This is a genomic window from Pseudomonas tehranensis (assembly GCF_014268615.1).
In the GTDB taxonomy this organism is placed as follows: domain Bacteria; phylum Pseudomonadota; class Gammaproteobacteria; order Pseudomonadales; family Pseudomonadaceae; genus Aquipseudomonas; species Aquipseudomonas tehranensis.
Genome location: NZ_JABWQV010000447.1, coordinates 1 through 1,520, shown reverse-complemented (window position 1 = coordinate 1,520; position 1,520 = coordinate 1). Strand labels below are relative to the sequence as shown.

The 1,520-nt window shown below is 62.0% G+C and carries 2 protein-coding genes; both read right to left on the bottom strand.

The features are described from left to right. Window positions 1-34 precede the first annotated feature (34 nt). Window positions 35-886, bottom strand: a complete 852-nt coding sequence (locus HU811_RS26885; protein ID WP_371913971.1) for a shikimate dehydrogenase — start codon at window positions 884-886, stop codon at window positions 35-37. Window positions 887-891: 5 nt separating this feature from the next. After that, window positions 892-1,332: a type II 3-dehydroquinate dehydratase gene (gene aroQ, locus HU811_RS26880; protein ID WP_092459777.1), complete on the bottom strand. Its 441-nt coding sequence runs from the start codon at window positions 1,330-1,332 to the stop codon at window positions 892-894. Window positions 1,333-1,520 lie beyond the last annotated feature (188 nt).

The following is a 1,520-nucleotide window of genomic DNA, read 5'->3' as shown; positions in this document are numbered from 1 at the left end:
TATCGCGAGCAGGCTCGCTCCCACAAGGGTGGGTTCAGTGATTCATGCTCTGGAAATGCTCCAGCATCCGCTGCGCATCCGGCGCGACGCCGCTGAACAGCTCGAACGCCTTCACCGCTTGGAACACTGCCATGTTGCCGCCATCCAGCGTGCGGCAACCCAGCGCGCGGGCGTTGCGCAGCAGTTCGGTTTCCAGTGGGAAGTAGACGATTTCCGCGACCCACAACTCGCCCCGCAGCAGCTCGACCGGCACCGGCATGCCCGGCAGTTTGGCCATGCCCATGGGCGTGGTATTCACCAGGCCGTCCGCCTTGGCCATGGCGGCAGGCAAATCATGCCCGGCGCGGGCGCGGCCAGGACCGAAGTGTTGATTCAAGTTGTTTGCCAGCGCTTCGGCGCGGCTGACTTCAACATCAAAAATGCTCAGCGTCTGTGTGCCTTCTGCCAACAGCGCGTGGGCCACCGCCGCGCCTGCGCCACCGGCACCCATCTGGACCACATGCTTGCGCGCCACTTCACCCAGGCCGCGGCGAAACCCTTCGGCGAACCCCAGGCAGTCGGTGTTGTGGCCGATGCGTTTGCCCTCCTTGAACACCACGGTATTCACCGCGCCAATGCCCCTGGCCTCGGGCGACAGTTCGTCGAGCAACGGGATGATCGCCTGTTTGCAGGGGAAGGTGATGTTCAGGCCGGTGAAGTTCATATGCTCGGCGGCCTTGAGTAAGTCGGGCAGGGCGCCGCTGTCGAGTTCCAGGGCGTCCAGATCGATCAGTCGATAGAGGTAGCGCATGCCCTGGGCATCGCCCTCGCGCTCATGCAGGGCAGGGGTGCGCGAAGCCTGGATGCCCGCACCAATCAGGCCGGCAAGCACGGTGATATTCGACATGCTCATCAACCCTTTAACCGCTGACTGAAATGCTCCAGCGCCAGGCGATAACCATGGCTGCCAAACCCGCACATCACACCGATGGCGACCGATGAAACAAAGGAGTGATGACGGAACGTTTCGCGGGCGTGGACGTTGGACAGGTGCACCTCGATCACCGGGACTTCGCTGGCGACCAGGGCATCGCGGATCGCCACCGAGGTGTGGGTCCAGGCTGCCGGGTTGATGACGATGCCGGCACACCGGCCGCGTGCGCCATGCACCCAGTCCAGCAATTCGCCTTCCTGATTGGTCTGGCGAAACTCCACCGCCAGGCCGAGTTCCTCAGCGGCACGACCGCATAGCGACGAGATGTCGGCCAGGGTTTCGTGGCCGTAGGTGGCCGGCTCGCGGGTGCCGAGCAGGTTCAGGTTCGGGCCGTTGAGCACCAGAACGATCGGAGGCATGGCAATTTCTCCACATTTTTATTGTTGGGGTCGGCGGATTTCAGCCGGTGGAGATAAATTGTACTAGATGGTTAATTTGGTCAAACAAAGCCGAAGGCATCGGGCAATAAGTGTTCGATGATCGAACAGGGTCCTCAGAGGTCGGTAATTTGGAGACGGAAACTGTGGCGAGGGAGCTTGCTCCCGCT

Coding starts and splice junctions, on each gene's coding strand:
- HU811_RS26885 (WP_371913971.1), bottom strand. CDS start 886: ATGTCGAATATCACCGTGCTTGCCGGCCTGATTGGTGCGGGCATCCAG.
- aroQ (WP_092459777.1), bottom strand. CDS start 1,332: ATGCCTCCGATCGTTCTGGTGCTCAACGGCCCGAACCTGAACCTGCTC.